Raw genomic sequence first — 21,187 nt, 5'->3', positions numbered from 1 at the left:
TCCCTTAGCCCGCGGCCGCGGCGAGTCGTTCGAAGATCTTGTCGAGTTTTTCCTTCAGCGTGACGGCCGTGAACGGCTTCACGACGTAGCCGTTCACACCGCTCTGCGCGGCGGCGATGATCTGGTCGCGGTTGTTCTCCGCGGTGACCATGAGCACCGGCAGCTTCTTCAGCGCGGCATCGGCGCGGATGGCACGCAGCAGGTCGATGCCGGTCATGTTCGGCATGTTCCAGTCGGTGACGACCAGGTCGATGGGCTGCGAGCGCAGCAGCGCCAGGGCCGCGTTGCCGTCTTCGGCCTCCTGGATGAGCGTGTTGGTGAAACCCAGCTCAACCAGCAGGTTGCGGACGATACGCCGCATGGTGGAGAAATCGTCCACCACGAGGATCTTCATGTTCTTGTCCAAAACGTCTCTCCGCCTTACTGCCGCGAAACTTTAGTGTTTGTCTTTCCAACCCGACATGCGCGCACGGAGGCGGATCAGGGCCTGGCCATGGATCTGGCACACGCGCGATTCGCTCACACCCAGCACCGCACCGATTTCCTTCAGGTTGAGTTCTTCATCGTAGTACAGCGACATCACCAGCTTTTCGCGCTCCGGCAGGCCGTCGATGGACTCGGCAAGCGCGCCGCGCATGCCGGCCTGCTCGAACAGGCCATCGGGGCCCGCGGCGTCCGGGTCGGCCACGTCGATCGCGGAACCCTCGTCGCCTTCGGGCGCCGTGAGGCTCAGCAACCGCGCGCTCGCCGCGTCGGCCAGGATCTGGTTGTACTCCATGGCATCGATGCCAAGACGCTTCATCACTTCCACGTCGCCGGCATCGCCACCTGTTTCGTTCTCGATCTGCCTTGTTACTTCCGCCACCTCGCGCAATTTCCTGTGGACGCTGCGCGGGGTCCAGTCCGTCTTGCGCAGTTCATCCAGCATGGCGCCACGAATGCGGATGCCCGCATAGGTTTCGAAGCTGGCCGCGCGCGTCGGCGAGTAGTTCCTTGCCGCCTCGAGCAGGCCAATCATGCCGGCCTGCATCAAGTCGTTCGCATCGACGCTGGGCGGCAGGCGGCCCATCAGGTGATAGGCGATCCGGCGCACCAGCGGCGCATGCGTTTTCACCAGTTGATCGGCCGGAACCTTAGTGATTTCAAGGTATTCGCTCGCGACGCTCACAACGGCAGCCCTCCCCCCACGTGGTCGCGGCCGGCGAAAAAGCCGATGCGACCCTGGCCACGAGGTTCGGGTTCACCCCATGTATCGACCGACCTGGCCAGATTCTTGAATCCCACCGCCGAACGGCTGCTGGGCCAGGCATCGACCACCGCCGACTGGCGGCGGATCGCCTGGCGCAGGTACTCGTCGTGCGGCACCATGCCCATGAAATCGAGCGACACATCCAGGAAGCGGGTAGCCACCCGGGAAAGCTTTTCAAACAGCTGGCGGCCCTCCTGCGCATGGCGGACCATGTTGGCCACGATGCGGAAGCGGCTCACCGCGAACTCACGCGACAGCACCTTGATGAGCGCGTATGCGTCGGTGAGCGAGGCCGGCTCGTCGCAGACCACGATGACCACTTCATCGGATGCCGCGGCGAACATCGACACGCTGTCGGAAATGCCGGCGGCGGTGTCGACGAGCAGGTATTCGGGGGCCAGCGGGTACTCGTCGAACGCGCGGATGACCGCGGCATGCTCGATGTTGGGCAGCTGGGCCATGCGGCGCGTGCCGGAGGTGGCCGGGATGACCTTCAGCCCGTGCTGCGCCTCGAGCACCAGGTCCTCGATGCGGCAGCTGCCTTCGAGCATGTGGCCCAGGTGGCGTTGCGGCTGCAGGCCCAGCAGCACGTCGATGTTCGCCATGCCCAGGTCGGCATCGAGGATGAGGACATCACGGCCGCCCATGGCGAGCGCCATGCCAAGGTTCACGGCCACCGTCGTCTTGCCCACGCCACCCTTGCCGCCCGCGATCGCGATGCTGCGGGTGGGGCGGCGGTCGGCGAGCCAGTTGAGCCCAGCGGCCTGCGTGTTGTCGACATGTGTGGTCATGAAGGAATTTACTGCCCGGGAAGAGTTCGAGGATGCGGTTGCCAGGTTCACGGTCGTCATCGGTGTCGGGTATCAGGCCATGGCCGGGGAGGACGCGAAGCCGAAGCGATCGGCAAGTATGGCGTCATCCGGTTCGTCGTTACGCTGTTTGAGCATCTGGGCTGCCAGGCAGACCAGCTTGCGCGCGTCGGCGGAGGCGATGTCCTCGGGCACGCGCTGGCCATCCGTGGTGTAGTCGAGCGGCATGCCATGCCGGATCAGGGCCGACAGGGCGCCACCGAGCAGCGGCGTCTCGTCGAGCTTGGTAAGGATGGCGCTCTGCGGCTTCAGCGGTGCGTAGGCACGCAGGGCGTTGTCGATGGCCTGGGCCTGCGCGTTGGCGGCCAGCACCAGGCAAACGCGGACATCGGCCATGGCGCGCAGCGTCTCGAACTGCTGCTGCAGCTTCGGGTCGTTGCCGGCCAGGCCGGCGGTATCGATCAGCACGGTGTGCTTGCCACGCAGCTGGATCAGCGCGTTGCGCAGCGTCTGCGCGTCGTGGGCGCTGTAGACACGCACGCCCAGCAGGCGGCCGTAATGCTCGAGCTGCGCGCCGGCACCGATCCGGTACTGGTCGGCGCTGATGAGCGCGACGTTGGCGGCACCGTGGCGCAGCACCGCGCGGGCGGCGAGCTTGGCGATGGAGGTGGTCTTGCCCACGCCGGTGGTGCCGACGAACGCGGTGACGCCACCGCCCACGGTATCGAAGTTGCGGCCGCTGGTGCGGATATTGCGCGAGAGGATGCCCAGGGGCAGGTAACGCGCCTGCTCCGCGGTCATGTTCTCGGGCAGCTCGGCGCACAGCGCGCGGGCCACGTCGCCATCGATGCCGAGGCGGGTCATTTCACGCAGGACGCGTGCGCGCAGCGGCTGCTCGCGGTCCATCTGGTTCCAGGCCAGCGCGGAGAGCTGCACTTCCAGCATCTCGCGCAGGTTGTTGATCTCGGCGCGCATGCCGTTCACGGCGGTATCGTTCTGCGCCGGCGCGGCGTTGACCGTGGCGGCACGGACCACGTCGGCGACGCTGGCGGCCAGCGCGGCGGACGACTGGCGCTGCGGCGCGTTCGGGTTGGCCGGCGCGGCTTTCGTGGCGCGCTCGACGGCGGCGGCGGTGGCCAGGCGGGCCTGGTCGACGCGCGCGGCGCGCTCGGCCTCGCGGTTGCCACGGGTGGCGCGGATCGGTTCGATCTTCTCTTCGGCGGCCGGCGGCTCGTAGGCGAAGCCGGCTTCGCGCACCAGGGCCTCGTCGTAATCCAGCGCGGCGATGATCTCGATGCCATCGTCCATGCGGCGCGTGGACAGGATCACGGCATCCGGACCCTGCTCATCGCGGACCTGGCGCATGGCCTGGCGCATGTCGGGTGCTACGAATCGTTTGATTTTCATGTGATCGATCCTGTCCTTCTAAGCCTTATCGCCCCAGCGCCGTCACCAACTTGACGCGGCGGTTATCCGGGACTTCGTTGTACGCAAGTACATGCAGGTTTTGGGCCACATGCCGCGTGAAGCGCGACAACCACGGACGAAGCGCCGGCGAGACGAGGAGGACGGCGGGTTCGCCGGCCGCTTCCTGGCGGCGCGCCGCATCGGCGACGCTTTTCTGCAGGCGGTCCGCCAGGCCCGGCTCGACGGCCGCGCCGGCGGGACCACCGCCTTGCAGGGACTGGAGCAAGATCTGTTCCAGTTCGGGTGCCAAAGTAATGACAGGCACCTCGGTACCCAGGCCGGCGATCTCCTGCACGATCTGGCGGCCGAGCGTGACGCGCACGGCGGCGGCGAGGACGCCGGGATCCTGGCTCTGGCCCGCGTGCTCCGCCAACGATTCGACGATGCCGCGGAAGTTGCGGATGGGCACGCGCTCGGCGAGCAGGTTCTGCAACACCTTGACCACGGCGCCCAGCGACAGGCGCTTCGGCACCAGGTCTTCCACCAGCTTCGGCGTCTGCTGGGCCAGGCGGTCGAGCAGCTGCTGCACGTCCTGGTGGCCGATGAGCTCGTGGGCGTGGTTCTGCAGGATGTGCGACAGGTGCGTGGCGATGACGGTGGCCGGGTCGACCACGGTGTAGCCCAGGGTCTGCGCGTGCTCGCGCAGGCCCGGCTCGATCCACACCGCGTCGAGCCCGAACGCCGGGTCGCGGGTGGCGATGCCGTTGATGGTGCCGTGCACGCGGCCCGGGTCGATCGCGAGCATTCGCTCGGTGTGGATCTCGGCCTCGCCCATGGGCACGCCCATGAGCGAGATGCGGTAACCGTGCGGGGCCAGGTCGAGGTTGTCGCGGATGTGCACTGACGGCACCAGGAAGCCCAGCTCCTGCGACAGCTTGCGGCGCACCGACTTGATGCGCGCCATGAGCTCGCCGCCCTGCGCCTTGTCCACCAGCGGGATGAGGCGGTAACCCACCTCAAGGCCGATCGTATCCACCTGGGCCACGTCTTCCCACGACAGTTCCAGGCGCTCGGCCGGCGGCGCGGCATCCATGGGCGCAAGCTCGGTGCCCGGCGCGCCCGGGGTGCCGGCGGCGGCGGCCGGGGCCTGCTGGCGCAGGTGCATCTTGTAGGCGCCGAAGCCCGCCAGCGCCGCGAGCAGCAGGAACGGGATGTTCGGCATGCCCGGGATGAGGCCCATGGTGCCGATGACCGCCGCGGCCACGCCCAGCGCCTTGGGCTGGCCGAACAGCTGGCCGAACACCTGCTTGCCCATCTCCTGCGACTTCGACACGCGGGTGACGATGACCGCGGTGGCGATGGAGAGCATGAGGCCCGGCACCTGGGCGACGAGGCCGTCGCCGATGGTCAGCAGCGTGTAGGTGCGGGCGGCTTCGCCGGCCGAGAGGCCGTGCTGGAACATGCCGATGAAGAAGCCACCGAGCATGTTGATGACGAGGATGAGGATGCCGGCGGTGGCATCGCCGCGGACGAACTTCGAGGCACCGTCCATCGAGCCGTAGAAGTCGGCTTCCTCGCGCACTTCCTGGCGGCGCTCGCGCGCCTGTTCCTGGGTGAGCAGGCCGGCGTTGAGGTCGGCGTCGATGGCCATCTGCTTGCCGGGCATGGCGTCGAGGGTGAAGCGGGCGGTCACTTCCGACACGCGGGTGGCGCCCTTGGTCACCACCACGAAGTTAATGATGGTGAGGATGGCGAACACCACGAAGCCGACGGCGAAGTTGCCGCCGATGACGAACTCGGCGAACGCCTCGATGACGTGGCCGGCCGCGCCCGGGCCGTTGTGGCCGTGCAGCAGCACCACGCGGGTGGAAGCGATGTTCAGGGCCAGGCGCAGCAGGGTGGCGAAGAGCACCACCGTGGGGAACGAGGCCAGCTCGAGCGGGCGCATGACGTACATGGTGGCCAGCAGGATCACCAGCGACAGCGCGATGTTGAACGTGAACAGCAGGTCGAGCAGGAACGGCGGCAGCGGCAGCATCATCATGCCGAGCATGATCAGCATGGCCACCGGCGCCGCGACGCCGCGGCGGCCGATCTGCCTGAACGTGCCCATCAAGGTCGTGGAGGAAGCTGCCATCTAAGTCACTTGTCCATGCGGTATGGGCCCATCAGCTCCGGATCGATGTCCTGCTGGGGCATGTCGGGCGGGAGGTCGCCGGTGGCGATCGCCTGCTTCAAACGGAACACGTAGGCCAGGATCTGGGCCACGGCCACGTACAGGGCCGAGGGGATTTCGCGTCCGATTTCCGTCGTGTGATACAAGGCTCGTGCCAACGGGGCCGCTTCCACGACCGGAACCTTCGCATCGGAGCCGATCTGCCGTATCTGCAGGGCGATGACATCCATGCCCTTGGCCACCACGCGGGGCGCTCCCATGCGGTTTTCGTCGTACTTGAGGGCGACCGAGAAGTGCGTCGGGTTGGCGATGATGACGTCGGCCGTGGGCACGTCCTCCATCATGCGGCGCCGGGCCATCTGGTGCTGCATCTGGCGGATTTTTGACTTCAGCTCCGGCGAGCCCTCGTTCTCCTTGTGCTCGTCCTTCACTTCCTGCTTGGTCATCTTCATCTTCGAGGTGAAGCTGTACTTCTGCCACGGCGCGTCGATGAGGCCGATGGCGGCCAGGGCGCAGGCGAAGATGAGCGAGGCGCTGCCGAACAGGCCAAACGCGTGGGCGATGCCCTCCTTCACGGGGCCCGAGCCCACGGCGTACATCTCCGAGGTGCTCTTGCGCAGGTACCAGGCCAGCGCGCCGCCGATGAAGGCCAGCTTGAGCAGGGACTTGCCCAGTTCCACCAGGCCGTTTTTCGACACCAGGCGGGAGAAACCCTGCACCGGGTTCAGGCGGTCGAACTTGGGCGCCAGCGCCTGGAACGAAAAATTGAGGCCGCCCATGAGCGCCGGGGCGGCCACCGAGGCGGCCATGGTCACCGCGAACAGCGGGGCCAGCATGCGCAGGGCCTCGATGAGGGCCGTCATCAGGGCGCGGCGGAACCCGTCGGCCGCGAACAGGTCGTCGCGGCCGTACTGCAGGCCCACGTGCATGATGTTGGCCGCGTGCATGGCCATCTGCTCGTGCGAGGCCAGCAGCATGGCCACGCCGGCGAGCACCACGATGGCCGTGGACAGCTCGCGCGAGCGTGGTAGTTCGCCCTTTTCACGCGCTTCGCGAAGGCGTTTTTCACTAGGGGCTTCGGTTTTGTCTTCCTTGTCCGCACCCTCGCTCACGGCGTGCCCCCCGTGAGCCCGCGCATGGCTTCCCAGGCGTCGGTGGTGAGCGAATCAAAGGCGCTGGGCAGGCCGCGAAGGGCCAGCCACACGGCGACCATGCCCAGGCAGATCGTGATGGGGAAGCCGACGGCGAACAGGTTCATCGACGGCGCGGAGCGGCTGATGGCGCCAAAACCCAGGTTCACGACCAGGACGGCGGTGAGGGCCGGCAGCGCCACGCGCACCGCGCCGGCGAACAGGTGGCTGGCGAACGTGAGCACGCCCCACAGGCCGTCCGCGCCGATGCCACCCTGCCCCACGGGCAGCGTGCGGAAGCTCTGGGCCAGCAGGTCGATGAGCTGCAGGTGGCCGTTCATGGCCAGGAACATAAGCGTGACCAGCATCGTGTAGAACTGGCTGAGCACGGGCGTGGTACCGCCCACGCCGGGGTTCACCACCTCGGCGAAACCCAGGCTCATGGCCTGGGAGACGAACTGGCCACCGAACGAGACCGCCTCAAACACCAGCTTCAGCACGAAGCCCACGGCGGCGCCCAGCAGCACCTGCTGGGCCAGCGTGGCCACGCCGGCGGCCGAGAGCGGGCGGATGTCCAGCGGCGCGAGCGGCGCCAGCACCACCGTGAGCAGCACGGTGAGGCCGAGGCGGATGCGCATGGGGATGGTGTTGGCGCCCAGCACGGGCGCCACCAGCATCAGGCCGCTGATGCGGGCGAGCGCCCAGCAGGCGCTGCCCACCCACCCCTCGAGCTGGCCGAGGTCCAGGGGCATCAACGCACCGCCTGGGGCAGGTTTTCAATGAGGTTGCGGGTGAAATCCACCATGGTCCGCAGCATCCACGGGCCGGTGATGATGGCCACCAGGGCCATGCAGATCAGCTTCGGGATGAAGCTGAGGGTCTGCTCGTTGATCTGGGTGGCGGCCTGCACCATGCCGATGATGAGGCCCACCGCCAGGGCGGTGAGCAGCAACGGCGCGCCGATGAGCATGGCGATGTGCAGGGCCTGCTGGCCGAAGCCGATGACCGATTCGGGCGTCATTGGAAGAAGCTCCCCGCGAGGGTGCCGAGCAGCAAGGTCCAGCCGTCCACGAGCACGAAGAGCATGATCTTGAACGGCAGCGAGATGATCATGGGCGACACCATCATCATGCCCATGGACATGAGCACCGAGGCAACGACCAGGTCGATGATCAAAAACGGAATGAACAGCAGGAAGCCCATCTGGAACGCGGTCTTCAGCTCGCTGGTGACGAAGGCCGGCAGGGCCACGCGGTACGGCACGGCTTCCTTGTCGGCATACGGCTGCTCACCGGCCAGCTTGGTGAAGAGCTGCAGGTCGGGCTCGCGGGTCTGCTCCAGCATGAAATGCTTGAACGGCGCCGCGGCGGCCGGCAGCGCGTCCTGGACGCTCATCTGGCCGTCCATGTAGGGCTTCAGGCCGGCGTCGTAGGCCTTGTTCAGCACCGGGCTCATGACGAACAGCGTGAGGAACAGCGACAGGCCCAGGATCACCTGGTTCGGCGGCGTGCTGTTGGTACCCAGCGCCTGGCGCAGGAAGCCCAGGACGATGACGATGCGGGTGAACGAGGTCATCATCAGCAAGATGGCCGGGAGGACCGTCAGCGCTGTCATCAGCGCCAGCATCTGGATGGACAGCGACCACTGCTGGCCGCCGTTGGCGCCCGGCTGGACGTTCACCAGCGGGATGCCCTGCGGCTCGGCGGCGAGGGCGGCGAACGGGGCGGCGAGCAGCAGCAGGCACAGCCCCCACTTCAGGTACTTCATGGACGCTTCCACTGGCTGAGGATGTCGCGGAAACCGCGGATCGCCGGCGTGGCCGACGGTGGCGTGGCGTCGTCCTGGACCGGGGTATCGAGCACGTGCAGGGTACGCAGGCCGCCGGTGGGCGAGGCGCCGACCAGCAGCTGCGTGCCGCCGACTTCCAGCAACACCACCTTTTCCTTCATGCCCACCGGCAGGGTCTCGATGACGCGGATTTTCCGGCCACCCGGGCGCACGCGGGCCTGGGCGCGGCGGCTAAGCCAGCCGACAAAGAAGATGAGCGCCACCACACCCAGCAGGCTGACCAGGACGCGGACGATCTCCGCACCCGAATCCACCGCCTGGGCGGCCACCGGTGCCGGGGCCGCCAGCAGGGCGCAGGGAAGGAGGCCACCCGCCAGGGCAGCGACGATACGGCGCATGGGTGGGCCCTCAGCGGAGCTTGCGGACGCGTTCGGCGGGGCTGATCACGTCGGTGAGGCGGATGCCGAACTTCTCGTTGATCACCACCACCTCGCCATGGGCCACGAGCGTGCCGTTGACGAATACATCCAGCGGCTCGCCAGCGGCGCGGTCGAGTTCGACCACCGAGCCCTGGTTGAGCTGGAGCAGGTTGCGGATGCTGATCTTGGTGCGGCCCACTTCCATGGCCATGGTGACCGGGACATCGAGGATGACGTCGAGGTTCACATCAGCGCCAAGGCCCATGGACTTGGTGAGGTCGGCGGCGCCGTCGACGGGTTCGAGCAGGCTGGGTTCGTTCATGTCCGGGGGTCCGATGCGTTGCTGGGATGACATCCCCATGGAAGCAAACGGCGTGCCATGGATTTGGCGCGTGGCGGAGAGACGATTTTTACCTACTTATCAAGCAATTAGCCCCTACCTGTTTTTGGCAGGCAGGGGCTCATGGCGGAAACCTGACGCACGACGGCAGTTAGTCACCATGACGGTCATTTGACGTCAGTGAATGACCCGTCAGCAAAAAACCATGGGAGGCCTGTGAGAACTGTGGGAGCGCGCTTGCGCGCGATGGGTCTGCGGCGAGCACCCATCGCGCGCAATCGCGCTCCCACATGGTTTGTGCTGCCGCCCTGCTGCCCCGGCTGCTAGGCGGGCTCTTCGGCGGGGGCAGGCAGCGCGGCCTTCGCCAGCGCCGGCCGGCGCATGTGCGATTCGAACTGCACGGCCTTGTTGCCCGCCGCGTTGGCCATGCGGCCGCGGAAGATCGGCACGTCTTCGGCAAAGACGGTGGCCAGGTCAGGCAGGTTGATGGGGATGATGTCGCCTTTGCGCAGGTGCAGGAAATCGCCGATGGTGAGGCGGGCCTCTGCCAGCATGGAGGTGACCTCCACCTCGGCGTCGAGGATTTCCTCGTGCAGGTTCTGGATCCAGCGCTCGTCGCGCTCGGCCCGGTCGCTCTGCACGCCGGCATCCAGCAGTTCGCGGATGGGCTCCACCATCGAGTACGGCAGGGTGAGGTGGATTTCACCACCACCGCCGTCGAGCTCCACGTGGAAACGCGATACCACCACGGTTTCGGTGGGGCTCACGATGTTGGCGAACTGCGGGTTGATCTCGGAATTGAGGAACTCGTACTGCATTTTCAGCACGGGCGCCCACGCCTCGGCCATGGCCGAAAACGCCTCGGCCAGCACGATCTGGATGACGCGGTTTTCGGTCGGGGTGAAATCCCGGCCCTCGATGCGGGCGTGGTAACGGCCATCGCCACCGAAGAAGTTATCGATGACGGTGAAGACCAGGCGCGGCTCGAACACGAACAGCGCGGTGCCGCGCAACGGCTTGATGCGGATGAGGTTGAGGTTGCTCGGCACGGCCAGCGAATGGACGTACTCGTTGAACTTGGTCATTTTCACGCCAAGCACCGAGACCTCGCACGATTTCCGCAGCACATTGAACAGGTTGGCGCGGAAATAACGGGCGAAACGGTCGTTCACCATCTCGAGCGTGGGCAGGCGGCCGCGGACGATGCGGTCCTGCTGGGTGAAATCATAGTCGAGCACCGAGCCGGGCGGCGGCGGCGGGGCCTCGTCCGTCTCCACGGCGCCACCCTCCACGCCAGCGAGGAGGGCGTCGATTTCTTCCTGGGTAAGGATGTCGCTCATGGCTGGACGGCTCCCGTCACTGCATGATGAAGCTGGTGAAATACAGGGCGTCGACGCCCGGTTTGCCGATCTTTTCCTTCAGCACGCGCTGCACTTCGGCCAGCGCGGCGGCCTGGAGCTTCTGCTTGCCCTTGATATCGGAAAGCGATTTCACGTCCTGCGCCGAGAACAGCATGAGCAGGGCGTTGCGGATCTCCGGGTCGGCTTCCTTGGTGGCATTGATGGCTTCCGGGTCGTGCGACATGACGTTGACGCCCACCTGGAGGAAGCGCAGGGCGGTGTCGTCCTGGAAATTGACGACAAACGCCGGGTCGAGCTGCAGGTACAGCGCGGGCTTGGCCTTGGCGGCCTCGGCCGCGGCCTGCTCGGCGCTCTTGGGGTGCTTGCCCTTGAGCATGAAGAAGGCGCCGCCGCCACCGGCAGCCAGCACGACCAGCGCGCCGACGATGAGCAGGAGCTTGCCCTTGCCTTTTTTCTTGCCACCCTCTTCAGCGGCTTCTTTCTTTGCTGCGGCCATGCCAGCGCGACCTCGTGGATTCAAATGCGGTGTGGTTCCGGCCCATGCGGGCCCCGCAGGTATTGTTGCAAGCGGCGTGCCATCGGGGCCATGCCCTTGGGATGCTCCAGAGGCCGCTTTTCAAGGAGTTTCCGGCAAACGTCGGCTTGTGCCGCGCTTGGCGGAAAATTGACGCGCGACGTCAGTACGTCGCGCAGTGCCGCGTCACGCCGTTTCGTCGACGAGGCCGCGGGAGACGCGCGAGGTGCTGGCGACCGAGAGGGCCTCGCCCTCATGGCCGCCCGCGCCGCCCTGCCCGGGGCCCTGCCCCGGCGCACCGCCGTTGCCACCCTGCTGCGCGCCGCCCTGGTTCACGTCGGCCTGGCCGAGCGAAAGGCCATGGTGGGCCAGCATGCTGTCGAGGTTGGCGAGGGTCTGCTGCACGGCATGCACGGCCGCGGGGTGCTGCGCCATGATCGCGACATTCACCTTGCCACCGTCGACGTTGACGCGCACATCCATGCTGCCCAGTTCTTCCGGGTGCAGCTTGATACGGGCTTCCTTAATGCTGCCCGCCGCGCTGCCCATCCACGCGATCTGCTCGCCCAGTTCCTGCGTGAACTGTGGCGTGGTGGCCGGCTGCGTGGCCTGCAGTTGTATGGGGCCATCCAGCGGCGTGGCGCCCGGCGCGTGCGCGAACGGCATGGGGCCGGCGAGCGACAGGTCGGTGCCCTTGCCATCGTCCTTGTCGCTGCCCGTGGCGGCACCCGTGCCCGCGCCTTCGGCCGCCATCAGCGCGGCAAAGGGGTTGGCGGCGGGGGCGCTGGCGTTCGCGTCGGCGGCGCCCTGCGCGGCGAGGCCGAGGGCACCGAGGCCACCGTCTTTCGCGGCGGCCACGCCTTCGGCGGTATCGCCGGCGTTGCCAACGCCCGTTAGCGTGGCGAGCGCATCGCCCGCGTGGCCGGTGGCCACGTCCCTGGCGACGCCGAGTGCCTTGGCGGCCACCTGCGTGACCTGCGTCGGCACGCCGATCAGCGCGAGCACGGAGGCGGCGATCGACGTATCGTCCGTCGCCTTGTCCTCCTTCTTCGCGGTGTCGTCGCTCTTCTTCGCGTCTTTCGCACCCGCCTTGTCGCCAGCGGCCTTGCCGGCGGGCGTGTTCGTCGCGCCGTTCGCGGTGTTGCTGGACGACGCATCGTCCTTCTTCGCGGCGTCGTCCTTGCGAGCGTCCGCGTGCGCGGCATCCATCGCGTGGTCGAAGCCCTTCGATGACGGCGTGCCGGACGAGGCGGTGCTACCCGCGACGGGTGTCGCCGACGTGGCAGCGGTGGACGGTCGGGCGACGTTGAGGAGCAGCGAGGCGTTGTTCATGCGTTTCACTCGATGGGGTCGTTCGAAGAGCGGTTGCGGCGGTATTGCGAGCGTTCGTCAGCCTGCTCCTGCTCGCGGCGATCCTGCGACTTGCGCTCCTGTTCACGGTATTTCGCCGTGACCGAATCCAAAGCCTTGGCACGGCCGCGTGCGTCAGCCCAACCGGTGCGGGCCTCGGTGAGCGCGCGCTCGCGGCGCTGCACCTCGCCCAGCTGCTGGACGATGGCCAGGTCGATCTTCTGCAGGAACTGCTGGCGGTTCAGCAGCTCCTGCACGCCGATGCCCGAGGGCATCTCGGCGTATTCGTTGCGGTAGCGGCGCAGCTCGGTGAGCTGGTGCTCCGACTCCGCCAGCGCGCGCTGGTGCAGTGCGAGCGCGCGCGTGGCCTCCTCCGCTTTCTCGGCAGCGAGATCCACCACGGGCTGCAGGCGGTCGGCGCGCGAGGGCATCAGTTGGCCCTGGCGGCGTCAACGAGGCCGGCTTCGGCTTCGTCGAGGTAGACGGGCGTATCGGTTTCCTGCTGCAGGAACGCCGAAAGCCTGGGGTATAGCGCGATGGCCTCGTCGGTGCGCGGGTCGCTGCCTTTTTGGTACGCGCCCACGGCGATGAGGTCGCGCTGCTGGCGGTACGCCGAGTACACCTGGCGGAACCGCTGCGCGGCGCGCATGTGGTCCTTGCTCACCACCGAATGCATGACGCGGCTGATCGACGCCTCGATATCGATGGCCGGGTAATGGCCCGCCTCGGCCAGGTCGCGTGATAGCACGATATGGCCGTCGAGGATGGCGCGCGCCGAATCGGCGATGGGGTCGTGGCGGTAGTCGTCGCCTTCGGTGAGCACGGTGTAAAACGCCGTGATGGAACCACGCCCCTCGGCATCGTTGCCGGCGCGCTCGACAAGCGCGGGCAGCATCGCGAACACCGACGGCGGGTAGCCCTTCGTGGCGGGCGGCTCGCCGATGGCGAGCGCGATCTCGCGCTGCGCCTGCGCATAGCGGGTGAGCGAATCCATGAGCAGCAGCACGCGCAGGCCCTGGTCGCGGAAATGTTCGGCGACGGCCGTGGCCACCTGCGCACCGCGCAGGCGCGACAGCGGCGGCGCGTCGGCCGGCGCGGCGATGACGACCGCGCGGCGGCGGCCTTCCTCCCCCAGCGTGTGGTCGACGAATTCCTTCACTTCGCGGCCGCGCTCGCCGATGAGGCCCACCACCACCACGTCGGCATTGGTGAAGCGCGTCATCATGCCCATCAGCGTGGACTTGCCCACGCCCGAGCCCGCGAACAGGCCGATGCGCTGGCCACGGCCCACGGTGAGCAACGAATTGATGGCCCGCACGCCCGTATCGAGTGGCGTATCGATGGGCTGGCGCAGCATCGGGTTGATGGGGTCGCGGCGCAGCGGCGCGCGGTCGCGCGCCAGCAGCGGGCCCATGCCGTCGAGCGGCACGCCATCGGGGCCGATGACGCGGCCCAGCAGCGCATCACCCACCGGGATACCGGAGACGGAAGCCACGGGCGTGACGCGCGCGTTGGGCAGCACGCCATGCATTTCGCCGGTGGGCATCAGCAGCAGGCGGCCGTCGGAGAAGCCGACCACCTCGGTTTCGAGCTGCTTGCCATCGGCACCCGCGACCATGCAGCGCGAGCCCACGGGCGCTTCGCAACCCACGGCCTCGAGCGTAAGGCCCACCACGCGGCGCAGCTTGCCCTCGGCCTGCAACGGGCGCACGCGTTCGACGCTGGCGCGCTGCACCGCGAGGGCATCGCGCCAGTGCGCGTTGCGCGTGGCCTTGTGGTTATCCGCGCTCACGGCGCGGCAGCCGCGTCGTCGTCGGCGGTGTCGTCAGCCGCACCCTGCCCCACCATGACGCTGTCGATGACGGCGGCGAGACGGGTCCGCACGCGCGCATCAAGGCGCGAGTGCTCGCTTTCCAGGCGCACGTCGCCGCGCTCGAGCGCGGCGTCATCGACCACCGTGCCCTCGTGGTCGGTACCCGAACGGTGCTCGCGCACCAGCGCGGCATCCGCGGGATTCAGGTGGATCTTGATATGGCGCGACGCCGCCGGCAGCGCGTCGACGGCCTGGTGCACCACGTCGAGGATCTTCTCCGGGCGCGCGGCGATGTCGTAGCCCAGCACGCGCTCGGCGATGAGCGTGGCCAGCGCGGCGAGATCACCCGCCACGTCGTTGTCGAGCTCGGCGAAGGGGCGCTCCACCGCGGCGAACAGGGCGTCGAGGCGTGCCACCTGGGCGGCCAGCTCGCGCCGGGCCATGGCACGGCCCTCGTTCAGGCCGGCGTTGAAACCTTCCTCGCGCGCCTGGCGTTCAATGGCCTCGAGCTCCGCGACCGTCGGCCGGTGCGGGGCGTCGTCTTCCTCGGGCTCGTCGTTGTGCGCGACGTGGCCGGGCATGCCGACGACCGGCAGCTCCCAGCGCTCGAACTGTTCGACGCGCTCGCGCGAGAGGATGGAGGTAAGGCTCATCAGACGAACTCTTCCCCGCCGCCGGCGAGATTGATCTGGCCCGCGTCAGCCAGGCGGCGCGCGGTGGCAAGCACTTCCTTCTGCGCCGCATCCACCTCGGACAGGCGCACGGGGCCCTTCACTTCCAGGTCGTCGCGCAGCATGTCGGCGGCACGCTTGGACATGTTGGCGAAAATCTTCTCGCGGATGGAGACATCCGCGCCCTTGAGCGCGGTGATGAGGCGCGCCGACGGCACTTCGCGCAACAGCACCTGCATGCTGCGGTCGTCGAGCTCGGCCAGGTCGTCGAACACGAACATGAGTTCTTCGATGCGCTCGCTGAGGCTCGAGTCGACGCCACGGATGGCGCCCATGAGCTCGGCCTCGCGCGAGGTCTCCATGGCATTGAGGATGTCGGCCGCGGCCTTGAGGCCACCGACGGTGGCCGACTTGAGCTTGCTGGAGTTGCCGGAGAACTGGCGCTCCATGATTTCGTCGAGCTCGTTGAGGGCATGCGGCTGCACGCCATCGAGCGTGGCGATGCGCATGACCACGTCGCTGCGCGTGCGCGCCGGCAGGTAGCCGATGACTTCGGCGGCCTGGTCGGCCTCGAGGTGTGCCATGACCAGCGCGATGATCTGCGGGTGTTCCTGGCCGATCATCTCGGCGATGGCGCGGCTCTCCATCCACTTCAGCGACTCCAGGCCCTTGCTGCTGCGGCCCAGGAGGATGCGGTCGATGAGGCCACCGGCCTTGTTCTCGCCCAGCGCGTTGACCAGGATGCGGCGGATGTAGTCTTCGGTGCCCACGCCGATGGCCGTGTGCTGTCCGACGTCTTCCTGCAGCTTGGTCAGCACCGAGTCGACCTGTTCCTTCGACACGTTCTTCAGCTGCGCCATGGCGGTGCCCACGGCCTGCACATCGCGCGCGCCGAGGTGCTTCAGGATGCTGGCCGCGTCTTCCTCGCCCAGGGTAAGGAGCAGGATCGCGGCTTTCTGCGCGCCCGTGAGGATTTCTTTATCAGCCGCCATCGTCGCCCACCCAGCTCTTCACGACCTGCGCCACCTGTTTCGGATTCTCGGCGGCCATGCGCTTGGCAAGGCCCACCTTCTGTTCGTACGCCAGCAGCGCCGGGCCGCCGATCTGGGCCTGGGACGAGGTGCTGACGCGGTCGGGCGCCATGTCGTTGTCGTCGACCATGACCGAGACGGTGGGCATCGGGCTGGCAAGCGCCATGCCCTGGTGCATCGCAGGCGCCGGCTTGAGCAGGCCCTTCAGCATCGGGCGCAGCACGAAGAAACCAACGATGAGAGCCACCATGACACCCAGGCCCTGCTTGATCAGGTCGAGCATGCCGGGGCGCTCCCAGAAGGCGGGGCTTTCCGGCGCATCGTCGGCGGCCACGCCGTGGAACGGTTCGTTGATGACGCTGACGCTGTCGCCACGCGCGGCGCTGAAGCCGACGGCGTTCTTGGTGAGGTCGGTGAGGCGCTGCAGTTCCTCCGCCGTGAACGGCACGCTCTTGGTCTTGCCATCCTTGTCGGGCACGGATTTGTTGTCGACCACGACGGCGACGGTGAGGCGCGAGACCTTGCCGGCCGGGTCGGTGACGTGGCTGACGGTGCGGTCGAGCTCGTAGTTGCGCGTGGCGCTTTGCGTTTGCTGCGACGGCGTCTGCGCGGTCTGCGTGGTGGCCGCCTGGCCCGCTGCGCCCGGCGTGGCGGGCTTGCCCGCGGCGGGGTTGGCGGCCGTGGCGTTGCCGCCCGTGTTGGGCGGCTGGTTGCTCAGGGCGCCCGGCACGCCACCGTTGCTGGCGGCGGGGTCGGTGCGCGTATCGCTGCTGGTCTGTTCGCTGCGCAGCGCGGGGTTGTCGTGGTTGAAGGTTTCGCTGGCCTTCTCGGTGGACGAGAAGTCGAGGTCGGCGAACACCTGCGCACGCACCTTGCCTGCGCCGACGAGCGGGGCCAGCAGATCCTCGACGCGTTGCGTGTAGGTGGCTTCGATGCGGTTGGACAGGCGCAGGCGGTTATCGCCCTGCGCGGCGAGGCTATCCGGGTCGTTCTGCGTGAGCAGGTTGCCACCCTGGTCGATGACCGAGACATTGCGCGTATCGAGCTCGGGCACGCTGGCGGCCACGAGATGGACAATGGCGGCCACCTGGCCCTGGTCGAGCGTGCGGCCCGGGTATAGGGTGACGACCACCGACGCGCTGGCCGGCTTGTTGTCGCGGATGAAGGCGGAGGGCTTGGGCATGGCCAGGTGCACGCGGGCGGCGCGCACCGACTGCAGGCCGGCGATGGTGCTGCCCAGGTCGGCTTCGAGCGACGACTGGAAGCGCGAGCGCTCGGCCATGTCGCTCATGCCAAACGGCGAATCGGCCTGCGGCTGCGCATTGGCGCTGCCCTGCGGCAGGCCCTGGCCGGCAAGCTTGAGGCGCACGGCGGCGACATCGGCCGCCGGCACGAAGATGGAGCTGCCATCACCGCTGAGGGTGTACGGCTCGTTCTGGGTCTGCAGCGCCTGCGTGACGGCGGCGGCATCCTTCTGCTCGAGGCCGCCATACAGCAGGCCGTAGTTCGGCGCGCGCGACCACATCACCGCGGCGATGCCGATGGCGACGGCGCCGGCGACACCGGCCAGCATGAACAGCTGGCGCGCCGCCGGCGTCTGCGCGAGCGACTTCAGCGAGTGCATGCGCGCGGCCGAGCTCGTATCCGTGGTAGCGACGCCGTTATCAGCCATGGGGGGCATTCAATCCTGGGTTCGTGGCAAGCCGGCGTTAGACCGACATGTTCATGATTTCTTTGTAGGCATCGACCATCTTGTTGCGCACTTCGGTCATGCCGCGGAAGGCGAGGTCGGCTTTCTGGCCCTGGATCATCACCTGGGCGAGATCGACGCCCGGATCACCGCGCTCGAAGGCCGTGGAGAGTTGGCCGGCCTTCTGCTGTGTTTCGTTGACGCCGTCGATCGATTGCTTGAGCAGGTCGCCGAACGAGCCCTTCTGCGCGGGAGCGGCTTCGCCCACGCCGCGGATGGCGGGCATCTCGGTCTGCGCGCTGATGCGGCGCATCTGGAGCAGGAGGCTGTTGACGTCGATCGTGGTCATGACGGTTTTCCAACGCGTAATCGTCTTACCGACACTTCAAGCACGACCCATGCCAATGGCCTTGCCTTTTAGCCGGCCTGCGCGGCTTCCGACAGGCCGTACTTGCGCAGCTTCTCGACCAGCGTGGTGCGCTGGACGCGGAGCAGCTTGGCGGCGTGGGCGACGACGCCATTGGCCGAGTCGAGCGCCTGGCGGATGAGGCCGATCTCGATGCCGGCGAGGTGGTCCTTCAGGTCGAGGCCGCCCTGCGGGAGCACCGAGGGATCATCCTCACCACCGTAGCGGAAGGTTTCCGTGATCTCCGGCTCAGCTTCCATCATGGCGATGAGGGCTGCGCCGGTGACTTCTTCGACGGCCACCGCACCGCGGTACTTTTCCGGCAAATCAGCGGCGCGGATATCGCCCTGCGGCATGAGGATGGCCATGCGCTCCACGAGGTTGGACAGCTCGCGGACATTGCCCGGCCAGGTGTGCTGGCACAGGGCGTTCATGGCGCTGGGGGTAAAGCGGACCGACGACAGGCCACGCTGGACGAGGCGCTGGTTGAACTCGGCGATGAGCGCGGGCAGGTCTTCCAGGCGCTGGCGCAGCGCCGGCATTTCCAGCGGGAACACCGACAGGCGGTAGAAGAGGTCTTCGCGGAACGTGCCGCGCTCGATGGCGCCCTCGAGGTCGCGGTGGGTGGCGGCGATGATGCGCACATCGCAGCGCTGCGCGCGGTTGCCGCCGACCCGCTCGAACACGCGCTCCTGCAGCACGCGGAGCAGCTTCACCTGCATGGGCAGGCTCATGTCGCCGATTTCGTCGAGGAACAGCGTGCCGCCCTCGGCCAGCTCGAAGCGGCCCTTGCGGGTGCTGATGGCACCGGTGAAGGCACCCTTCTCGTGGCCGAACAGTTCGCTCTCGAGCAGCTCGGCGGGGATGGCGCCGCAGTTGATGGCGACGAACGGCTTGTCGCGGCGCGGCGAGCAATCGTGGATGGTGCGGGCGACCAGTTCCTTGCCGCTGCCGGATTCGCCCAGCACCAGCACGCTGGAATCGAACGGGGCCACCTGGCGGATGAGGGCGTTGACGCGCTGCATGGGGCCGGACTGGCCCACGAAGCGGAGGTTGGACTGCGCGGGCGGCTGCACGCGGGCCTGCAGGGCACGGAGCGCTTCCTGGAGGCGCTCGTAGCGCAGCGGCATGTCGATGAGTTCGACGTTCTGGTTCGCGTCGTCGGCGATGAGGGCGGTGGCGATCGGGGAATCGGCGGCCACCAGCATCGGGAGGTTGCGGGCCTGGCGGCCGAGGGCGGCGAGGTAGCCTTCCAGCTCGGTTTCGTCCTCCACCGTGCCCACCCATGCGCCGCGCCAGCCTTCGGCGGCTTCCTCCGGCTGCATGCGGCCGGCCTGCACCGGGCGGTAGCCCATGAAGGCCAGGGCCGAGCTCACGGCATCGGCGCGGGCGGCATCGGATTCGACGATGAGAAAGTTGGAGGACTTCACTGGAGATACCCCGTTGCAGTGGATCGAAGGCCCGTCGGCGGGTTCCGCGATGGAATCCCGTCGCCTTCGTTGCAAGGTATCAATCAAGCATCGTGCCAACGCCGGAATTCCGACGGACATTGCCTGAAATTCATGTCAGCGCACGCCGATTCGCCGTGTGAGGAAAACCTTTCCGGCAAGTCGTGAAAGTGTGAATTGGGCCGCCAGTGTCAATCCTGACGACACGCGTCACGAATGTGACGCTGGGTGCCACGCGCCGGCATTACGTCACGTGACGTAAAAGGTCACCCCTGGGCGGCGTTGGCGCGCGCCTCGGCCACCTGGCGGCGGTGTTGCCGGAAAACCAGGCGCTCGATCTCGTCCCGTACCGGCTCGGTGAGGCCCTCGAAGCCCACGAAGCCCTTGCCATCGGCCGGGCCGGCCTCGCGGATGCCCGGCAGCTCCAGGGGCAGCGCGCGGCAGACGTCGAAGTGCAGCTTCACCAGCACGGGCTGGCCGACGGGCGGCAGGCCGTCCCAGGGCAGCACCATGCCCAGGGCATTGAAGCGGACGGCGATGCGGGGCGGCAGCGAGGACTGTGGCAGGAGGAGACGGTTGACGATCTCCATGAGGACGTTGAGCTTGGCATCGAGCCGGGCCACTTCCTGGCCCAGCGCGTTGTCGTCCTCACCGGTATCGACGCGGCGATCCATGAGGGCGGCGACGGCGACCAGCACATTGGCGTTGCGGTCGTTGACCGAGGCCAGGGCATCGGCGGAGAGGCGCTCGCCGGCCTCGACGGTGGCATGGAACCGGGCGTCCCACGTGACGCGCTCGGAAAAGGCCTTCCATGTTGCTTCGCTCATGGGCCTGCCACCGCTCATAGGGGGATCAGAACGAAGTATACGCAGCCACCGCGCGGCGGACGCGGCGCGAGGCATCCCACGCCACGGCGGCTTCGTCGCGGGCGGCGGAGACCAGGTCCTTGATGAGGTTGTCGATCAGCATGATCGACTTGAGCGACTCGAGCGTTTCCGGCGCCGGGCGCATGGTGCCCGAACGAAGCACCGGATCGCGCCGGGCCTCCAGGTCGGTCAGGTCGTCCCAGCGCCCCTCGGTGGCGGCCGCGTGCATGGCCTCGGTGAGGGTCATCACCGCGTCGAGGTCGCAGAAGGCGGCGTTCATGCGCCAACGCCTGCCGCGGGCACCTGGCGGGCTTCCGCCGGAATGGCCACCCAGCTGTCGCGGATCTGGCCCAGCAGGCCGGCCACTTCATCGAGCGCCGCGGCGTCGGCGTGCAGGTTGGCCTGCAGCAGGCGGCGGGCCATGTAGTCGTAAAGGGCGTCCAGGCGCTCGGTGAGCGACGGATCCACGTCGTGGTTCAGGCCGCCCTGCAGGCCGCCGATGATTTCGATGGCCTTGGAGATGGCCTCGCCGCGGGCGGCGATGTTGCCCGTGGCGATGCATGCCACGGCCAGCCGGATGCGCTCGAGGGCACCGTCCATCAGGAGCGTGATCAGGCCGTGCGCGTCGGCGGCCTCGATGCCACCGCCGGTACGGACCTGCTGGTAGGCGCCTGCGCCACGGGAGTATCCCAATGCCATGTCGTGTCGTTCCTGCTGGA

Annotated in this window: 24 protein-coding genes; all 24 read right to left on the bottom strand. The window is 67.8% G+C overall.

Features of this window, described 5'->3' with window-relative positions; translation table 11 throughout:
* Window positions 1-4: 4 nt before the first annotated feature.
* Complete coding sequence (cheY, locus tag VI08_RS05520; protein WP_045828557.1) at window positions 5-406, bottom strand: chemotaxis response regulator CheY; 402 nt, start codon at window positions 404-406, stop codon at window positions 5-7.
* 30 nt (window positions 407-436) lie between these two features.
* Window positions 437-1,168, bottom strand: coding sequence for an RNA polymerase sigma factor FliA (locus VI08_RS05515; RefSeq protein WP_045828556.1), 732 nt, complete (start codon window positions 1,166-1,168; stop codon window positions 437-439).
* Window positions 1,165-2,040 (bottom strand): MinD/ParA family protein, encoded by an 876-nt coding sequence (locus VI08_RS05510; RefSeq protein ID WP_045828555.1) that lies wholly within the window; start codon window positions 2,038-2,040, stop codon window positions 1,165-1,167. Before VI08_RS05510 ends, VI08_RS05515 begins: the two co-directional genes overlap by 4 nt.
* 72 nt (window positions 2,041-2,112) lie before the next feature.
* Entirely contained in the window at window positions 2,113-3,465 is a 1,353-nt protein-coding gene (flhF, locus tag VI08_RS05505; RefSeq protein WP_045828554.1) for a flagellar biosynthesis protein FlhF, read from the bottom strand.
* 25 nt (window positions 3,466-3,490) lie between these two features.
* Window positions 3,491-5,578, bottom strand: coding sequence for a flagellar biosynthesis protein FlhA (flhA, locus tag VI08_RS05500; protein ID WP_428992133.1), 2,088 nt, complete (start codon window positions 5,576-5,578; stop codon window positions 3,491-3,493).
* A gap of 29 nt (window positions 5,579-5,607) precedes the next feature.
* Window positions 5,608-6,753: a flagellar biosynthesis protein FlhB gene (gene flhB, locus VI08_RS05495; RefSeq protein WP_045828552.1), complete on the bottom strand. Its 1,146-nt coding sequence runs from the start codon at window positions 6,751-6,753 to the stop codon at window positions 5,608-5,610.
* Window positions 6,750-7,523, bottom strand: a complete 774-nt coding sequence (gene fliR, locus VI08_RS05490; protein ID WP_045828551.1) for a flagellar biosynthetic protein FliR — start codon at window positions 7,521-7,523, stop codon at window positions 6,750-6,752. Before fliR ends, flhB begins: the two co-directional genes overlap by 4 nt.
* A complete protein-coding gene (fliQ, locus tag VI08_RS05485; protein WP_045828550.1) occupies window positions 7,523-7,792 on the bottom strand; it encodes a flagellar biosynthesis protein FliQ in 270 nt (89 codons plus the stop codon). The genes fliR and fliQ overlap by 1 nt, the downstream gene beginning before the upstream one ends.
* Entirely contained in the window at window positions 7,789-8,538 is a 750-nt protein-coding gene (gene fliP, locus VI08_RS05480) for a flagellar type III secretion system pore protein FliP (protein ID WP_045828549.1), read from the bottom strand. Before fliP ends, fliQ begins: the two co-directional genes overlap by 4 nt.
* Window positions 8,535-8,957 carry a flagellar biosynthetic protein FliO gene (fliO, locus tag VI08_RS05475; protein WP_045828548.1) on the bottom strand — a complete coding sequence of 141 codons (423 nt, stop codon included), beginning with the start codon at window positions 8,955-8,957 and terminating at the stop codon, window positions 8,535-8,537. Before fliO ends, fliP begins: the two co-directional genes overlap by 4 nt.
* Window positions 8,958-8,967: 10 nt before the next feature.
* On the bottom strand, window positions 8,968-9,243 hold the full coding sequence (gene fliN / locus VI08_RS05470; RefSeq protein WP_198148848.1) for a flagellar motor switch protein FliN: 276 nt from the start codon (window positions 9,241-9,243) through the stop codon (window positions 8,968-8,970).
* A gap of 398 nt (window positions 9,244-9,641) precedes the next feature.
* Window positions 9,642-10,658, bottom strand: a complete 1,017-nt coding sequence (gene fliM, locus VI08_RS05465; protein ID WP_045828546.1) for a flagellar motor switch protein FliM — start codon at window positions 10,656-10,658, stop codon at window positions 9,642-9,644.
* Window positions 10,659-10,674: 16 nt separating this feature from the next.
* A complete protein-coding gene (locus tag VI08_RS05460; protein WP_045828545.1) occupies window positions 10,675-11,175 on the bottom strand; it encodes a flagellar basal body-associated FliL family protein in 501 nt (166 codons plus the stop codon).
* A gap of 204 nt (window positions 11,176-11,379) precedes the next feature.
* A complete protein-coding gene (locus tag VI08_RS05455) occupies window positions 11,380-12,525 on the bottom strand; it encodes a flagellar hook-length control protein FliK (RefSeq protein WP_045828544.1) in 1,146 nt (381 codons plus the stop codon).
* 5 nt (window positions 12,526-12,530) lie between these two features.
* On the bottom strand, window positions 12,531-12,974 hold the full coding sequence (gene fliJ, locus VI08_RS05450; protein WP_045828543.1) for a flagellar export protein FliJ: 444 nt from the start codon (window positions 12,972-12,974) through the stop codon (window positions 12,531-12,533).
* Window positions 12,974-14,335: a flagellar protein export ATPase FliI gene (fliI, locus tag VI08_RS05445; RefSeq protein ID WP_045828542.1), complete on the bottom strand. Its 1,362-nt coding sequence runs from the start codon at window positions 14,333-14,335 to the stop codon at window positions 12,974-12,976. The genes fliJ and fliI overlap by 1 nt, the downstream gene beginning before the upstream one ends.
* Window positions 14,332-15,009 (bottom strand): flagellar assembly protein FliH, encoded by a 678-nt coding sequence (locus VI08_RS05440; protein WP_045828541.1) that lies wholly within the window; start codon window positions 15,007-15,009, stop codon window positions 14,332-14,334. The genes fliI and VI08_RS05440 overlap by 4 nt, the downstream gene beginning before the upstream one ends.
* Window positions 15,009-16,019, bottom strand: coding sequence for a flagellar motor switch protein FliG (gene fliG, locus VI08_RS05435; protein WP_045828540.1), 1,011 nt, complete (start codon window positions 16,017-16,019; stop codon window positions 15,009-15,011). Before fliG ends, VI08_RS05440 begins: the two co-directional genes overlap by 1 nt.
* The gene (gene fliF / locus VI08_RS05430; protein ID WP_045828539.1) at window positions 16,009-17,730 is read right to left on the bottom strand and encodes a flagellar basal-body MS-ring/collar protein FliF; all 1,722 of its coding nucleotides are present in this window, start codon (window positions 17,728-17,730) and stop codon (window positions 16,009-16,011) included. Before fliF ends, fliG begins: the two co-directional genes overlap by 11 nt.
* Window positions 17,731-17,767: 37 nt before the next feature.
* Window positions 17,768-18,097, bottom strand: coding sequence for a flagellar hook-basal body complex protein FliE (gene fliE / locus VI08_RS05425; protein WP_045828538.1), 330 nt, complete (start codon window positions 18,095-18,097; stop codon window positions 17,768-17,770).
* A gap of 68 nt (window positions 18,098-18,165) precedes the next feature.
* Window positions 18,166-19,584 (bottom strand): sigma-54 dependent transcriptional regulator, encoded by a 1,419-nt coding sequence (locus VI08_RS05420; RefSeq protein WP_045828537.1) that lies wholly within the window; start codon window positions 19,582-19,584, stop codon window positions 18,166-18,168.
* A gap of 284 nt (window positions 19,585-19,868) precedes the next feature.
* Window positions 19,869-20,429 carry a PilZ domain-containing protein gene (locus VI08_RS05415; RefSeq protein WP_198148842.1) on the bottom strand — a complete coding sequence of 187 codons (561 nt, stop codon included), beginning with the start codon at window positions 20,427-20,429 and terminating at the stop codon, window positions 19,869-19,871.
* 25 nt (window positions 20,430-20,454) lie between these two features.
* Complete coding sequence (locus VI08_RS05410; protein WP_045828535.1) at window positions 20,455-20,748, bottom strand: flagellar protein FliT; 294 nt, start codon at window positions 20,746-20,748, stop codon at window positions 20,455-20,457.
* Window positions 20,745-21,167 carry a flagellar export chaperone FliS gene (fliS, locus tag VI08_RS05405; protein WP_232309474.1) on the bottom strand — a complete coding sequence of 141 codons (423 nt, stop codon included), beginning with the start codon at window positions 21,165-21,167 and terminating at the stop codon, window positions 20,745-20,747. The genes VI08_RS05410 and fliS overlap by 4 nt, the downstream gene beginning before the upstream one ends.
* Window positions 21,168-21,187: the final 20 nt, after the last annotated feature.

It is taken from the genome of Luteibacter yeojuensis, assembly GCF_000964085.1.
Classification (GTDB): Bacteria; Pseudomonadota; Gammaproteobacteria; order Xanthomonadales; family Rhodanobacteraceae; genus Luteibacter; species Luteibacter yeojuensis_A.
This window is presented reverse-complemented; position numbering and strand designations above follow the sequence as displayed.